Source organism: Streptomyces sp. NPDC007162, assembly GCF_040634175.1.
In the GTDB taxonomy this organism is placed as follows: domain Bacteria; phylum Actinomycetota; class Actinomycetes; order Streptomycetales; family Streptomycetaceae; genus Streptomyces.
In genome coordinates, this window is sequence record NZ_JBEYFC010000622.1 from 1 (window position 1) to 4511 (window position 4511).

Consider the following 4511-nt stretch of genomic DNA (forward strand, 5'->3'; position numbering starts at 1 on the left):
GCTGGTGGAGTTGGTGATGACCCCGCTGGAGGCGGTCCAGGTGGTGTTGCCCGACTCGAAGCCGTTGTTGCCCAGCAGCTGCGAGGAGGTGCAGGAGCCGCCGCCGGACGAGCTGACCGTCCAGGTGAAGGACGCGGTACCGGTGGCGCCGGTCGAGTCGGTCACCGTGACGGTGGTGCTGTAGGTGCCCGCGGTGGTGGGCGTTCCGGAGACGGCACCGGTCGAGCTGTTGATCGACAGGCCGGTCGGCAGGCCGGTCGCCGCGTAGGTCAGTGAGCCGCTGTTGGTGCTGCTCGCCGCGATCTGCAGGCTCACCGCGGTGCCCACGGTCGAGGACTGGCTGCCCGGGTTGGTGACCGTGACGCCCGAGGTGGGCACGGTGATGTGGCTGCCGACGTTGATGCCGGCGAACGCGTTGCCGACCCCGGCGTACTGGGTGGAACTGGTGCCGTACAGGGCGGCGGCCGCGTTCAGGGCGGCGGTGCGGGCACCCGCGTAGGTGGTGCTGGACGTCATGTACGACGTCAGCGCCTTGTACCAGATCTGCAGGGCCGCGGCCCGGCCGATGCCGGCGACGGCGACTCCGTCGGAGGTGGTGCTGGTGTAGGTGACGCCGTTGATGGTCTTGGTTCCGCTGCCTTCGGAGAGCAGGTAGAACATGTGGTTCGCCGGACCCGACGAGTAGTGCACGTCGAGGTTGCCCACCCCGGAGTACCAGCTGTCCGCCGACGAACCGTCCTTGCTCGGCTTGTCCATGTAACGCAGCGGCGTGCCGTCGCCGTTGATGTCGATCTTCTCGCCGATGAGGTAGTCGCCGACGTCGGAGGAGTTGTTGGCGTAGAACTCCACGCCGGTGCCGAAGATGTCGGAGGTCGCCTCGTTCAACCCGCCGGACTCACCGGTGTAGTTGAGACCGGCGGTGTTCGAGGTGACACCGTGGCTCATCTCGTGGCCGGCCACGTCCAGCGAGGTCAGGGCGTGGGTGCCGCCGGAGCCGTCGCCGTAGGTCATGCAGAAGCAGCTGTCGTCCCAGAAGGCGTTGACGTAGCTGCTGCTGTAGTGGACGCGGGAGTAGGCGGCGGTGCCGTCGTTCTTGATGCCGCTGCGCCCGAAGGTGTTCTTGTAGAAGTCCCAGGTCTCCTGGGCTCCGTAGGCGGCGTCGGCGCCGGCGGTCTGGGTGTTGGAGCCGGAGCCGGTGCCCCAGACGTCGTCGGAGTCGGTCATCAGGGTGCCGGTGCCCGACGTGGCGTTGTTGAGGTTGTACGTCTTGTGGCCGCCGCGCGTGGTGTCGTACAGCTGGTACGTCGAACCGGACAGCGTGGTCGACAGCGAGACCGTGCCGCTGTACTGGGTGTTGCCGGTGCCGGACTTGACGGCCTGGTAGCGGTACAGCTCCTTGCCGGTCGTCGCGTCCGTGATGACGTGCAGCCGGCTGGGCGTGCCGTCGTCCTGGAAGCCGCCGATCACGGTCTCCCAGGCGAGCTTCGGGGTGCCGGTGCCGGCCCAGATCACCTTGCGGGCGCTGTCGGTGGTGGCCTTGGCGGCGTCGAGGGCCCTGGCGGTCCTGAGCGCCTTGGCCCCGGCCGCCGCCTTGGTGACGGTCGGGCTGACGGAGGCGACCTTGATGGTGTGCTTGTTGTTGAAGGTCGTGCTCACCGTGCCGGCCGCGAGCGAGGTGGGCGGGGTGTGCACGACCAGGTCCCCGCCGAGGACGGGGAGGCCGTCGTAGGTGCGCTCGTAACGGGTGTGCAGGGTGCCGTCGTTGTCCTTGACGACGTCCTTGACGACCAGTTTCTCCTTGGCGCCGAGGCCGATGGTGCGGGCGGTCGCCGCGGTCCCCTGCCGGGCGCTCTTGAGGAGCGCGCTGTGCTGGGTGGGGGTGAGCTCGGCTTCCAGGCCGCCGGTGCGCAGGGGGCTGGGGTGGGGCTTGGCGGGCTGGGCGTTCGCCGGGACCGACTGGATGCCGACGGCGAGGAAGGCCGCGGTGGAGACCAGGGCGGCCCCGACCGTGGCGCGTCTGTGGGGAAGACGTCTCACTCGTACTCCTCCTGCTACGGCCGCCGGGTCGCGGCCGGTGACAGACCGGGCAGCCGGATGTGCTGTCCGGGACGAGCTGAGCTGTGCGGGAACCGGGATCCGGGACCGGGGTACGCGGTCCGTGATCCGTGGACACGCCCTGGGGGAAGCGTGTGCTCCGCGAGGATTCCAGTTTTGACCCGAACATGTCAGCCGCGTCGAGGTCATTCGAGGGTTTTCCCTATGCACCGCCGGACGGTCGGCACGGGCCCGGACTCACCGGGACGGCGCGCGCACCATGAAGACGTCCACCGGGTCCTCGGTCACTACCGTGAACCCGTGCCGCTCGTACAGCCGTCGGGCCGCACTGCCCCGCAGGACGTTCAGCCGGACCAGGGCCCCGTCACGGTCGCACCGCGCCAGTAGTTCGGCCAGGACCCCCGAACCGATCCCGGCCCCCTGGAGCTCCGGAGCCAGGTAGAAGTGCTCCAGCCAGAGCGCGTCCTCGGCCGGCCGCAGCGCCACGCACCCGGCGAAGGCGCCGTCCACCTCGATCACCGAGGTCCGGTCGGCGTCGAACCCGTCCCGCAGCCGCTGCCGGACGCGCCGCGGATCGTACCGTCCGAGCCGCTCCAGATCGGCCCGCAGGACGACGGCACGCAGCTCGGCCACCGCCTCGACGTCCACCGGTGACGCCGGCCGCATCCTCCAGTCCCTCATGATCGCCACGCTATCCGGGGCGGCCGGACGCCAAGGGGCCGGGGCGGAGAACAGCGCGGTCGGCCGCACCGTTTTATCCTGGTTCGGCCGGAGTGTGACACCTCGCACCACAACCGGCCGTCGGCAGCTCCCAACTCCAGACGGAAGGGGCTCCTCATGCGGGTCTTCATCGTGGGCACAGGCAACATGGCGGGCGGTATCGCCACCCGGGCCCTGGCGGGCGGACACACGGTCCGGCTGATCGGCACGGATCCCGCAAAGGCCGGCACGCTCGCGAAGGCACTGGCCGAGCGGGTGGCGGGGGCCGACGTGGAGCCCGCCGTGCCGGACGCGGTCGGGTCGGCGGACGTGGTGGTGCTGGCCGTGCCGTTCGACGCAGCCCGCGAGGTCGTGACCGAGTACGGGGACCGGCTCGCCGGCAAGGCGGTCGTCGACATCTCCAACCCGGTGGACTTCGCCACCTTCGACTCGCTCACGGTGCCCGCGGACAGCTCCGCCGCCCAGCAGCTCGCGAAGGCCGCCGCGCCGGGCACGCACGTGGTCAAGGCCTTCAACACCACCTTCGCGGGTGCGCTGGTCGCGGGCGAGGTCGGCGGACTGCCCCTGGACGTGTTCATCGCGGGCGACGACGCTGCGGCCCGGGACCGGGTGGCCGAGCTGGCCGCCTCCGGCGGGCTCAATCCGGTGGTCGTCGGCGCGCTGCGCCACGCCCGCGAGCTGGAGGGCATGCAGTTGCTGCACATGGCCCTGCAGACACGGCCCGAGGGACACGGCTGGATGAGCGCGATCAAGATCGTCCCGCCCTGAGCCCCGGCCCGTGGTGCGCGAGGGGCGGCAGATGTCTCGGCGAACATCCCGGCGCACGCCCCCGGCGCGTAGTACCTTCCCCCACAACAGCCGTGGCTCTGGGGGGAGTTGCATTTATGCACGGCACGATCGACGGGTTCCACTACGGCATGGTCACTCCGGTGGCGGCCTGTCTGATGGCCTGTCTGGGCGGGGCACTGGGGCTGCGCTGCATCGTCAGGTCGCTCTACCACCGCGGCCGGTCGTGGCGGCCCGGCTGGCTCGCGCTGGGCGCGGCCTCCATCGGCTGCGGCATCTGGACGATGCACTTCATCGCGATGATCGGCTTCCACGTCCAGGAGACGACGATCCGTTACGACGTGGGCCGCACCCTGCTCAGTCTCGCGGTGGCGATCGCGGTGGTCGGCATCGGCGTCTTCGTGGTCGGCTATCGGGGCGCGACCGCCGGAACCCTCTGGGGCGCGGGCGTCGTCACCGGGCTCGGGGTGGCCGCCATGCACTACCTGGGCATGGCGGCGCTGCGCTTTGACGGAACGATTCACTACGCCCCGCTCACGGTCGCCCTGTCGGTGCTGATCGCGATCGCGGCGGCCACGGCGGCACTGTGGGCGGCCGTGTCCGTGCGGGGCTTCACGGCGAGCCTGGGCGCCAGCCTGGTAATGGGCCTCGCGGTGTCCGGCATGCACTTCACCGCGATGACGGCGGTGCGCGTCGAGGTGCGTCCCGCTGCCGCCACCGCCTGGGCGAGCGCGTCACCGACCTCGGTGCTGCTGCCCATGCTGCTGGGGCCCGTCGTGTTCCTGCTGCTGGCCGGAGTGGTGGTGATGTTCGACCCGCTGCTGGTGCTCGGCGAGGGCGACTGGAACCGGCGGACGCCGACCGGGAAGGACGTTCCGGCGCCGGTCCGGGCGGCGCGCTCCCGGCCGCCGGGCCCGCGCGGCGACCGCACCCCCCGCAACCGCGACGGC

The 4511-nt window shown here is 71.0% G+C and carries 4 protein-coding genes; 2 read left to right on the forward strand and 2 right to left on the reverse strand.

Annotation, left to right across the window (positions count from 1 at the left end; genetic code table 11):
* Positions 1 to 2037: M4 family metallopeptidase (locus ABZ646_RS40685; RefSeq protein ID WP_360531048.1), on the reverse strand; the 2037-nt coding region annotated here is incomplete at its 3' end.
* Positions 2038 to 2292: 255 nt separating this feature from the next.
* On the reverse strand, positions 2293 to 2736 hold the full coding sequence (locus ABZ646_RS40690) for a GNAT family N-acetyltransferase (protein WP_360531051.1): 444 nt from the start codon (positions 2734 to 2736) through the stop codon (positions 2293 to 2295).
* A 156-nt stretch (positions 2737 to 2892) separates the two neighbouring features.
* Between ABZ646_RS40690 and ABZ646_RS40695 the strand changes: the two genes are divergently transcribed.
* Together ABZ646_RS40695 and ABZ646_RS40700 are read left to right on the forward strand one after the other, a co-directional pair.
* On the forward strand, positions 2893 to 3543 hold the full coding sequence (locus ABZ646_RS40695; protein WP_360531054.1) for an NAD(P)-binding domain-containing protein: 651 nt from the start codon (positions 2893 to 2895) through the stop codon (positions 3541 to 3543).
* A gap of 116 nt (positions 3544 to 3659) precedes the next feature.
* A partial coding sequence (locus ABZ646_RS40700) for an MHYT domain-containing protein (RefSeq protein ID WP_360531056.1) occupies positions 3660 to 4511 on the forward strand: 852 nt, incomplete at its 3' end.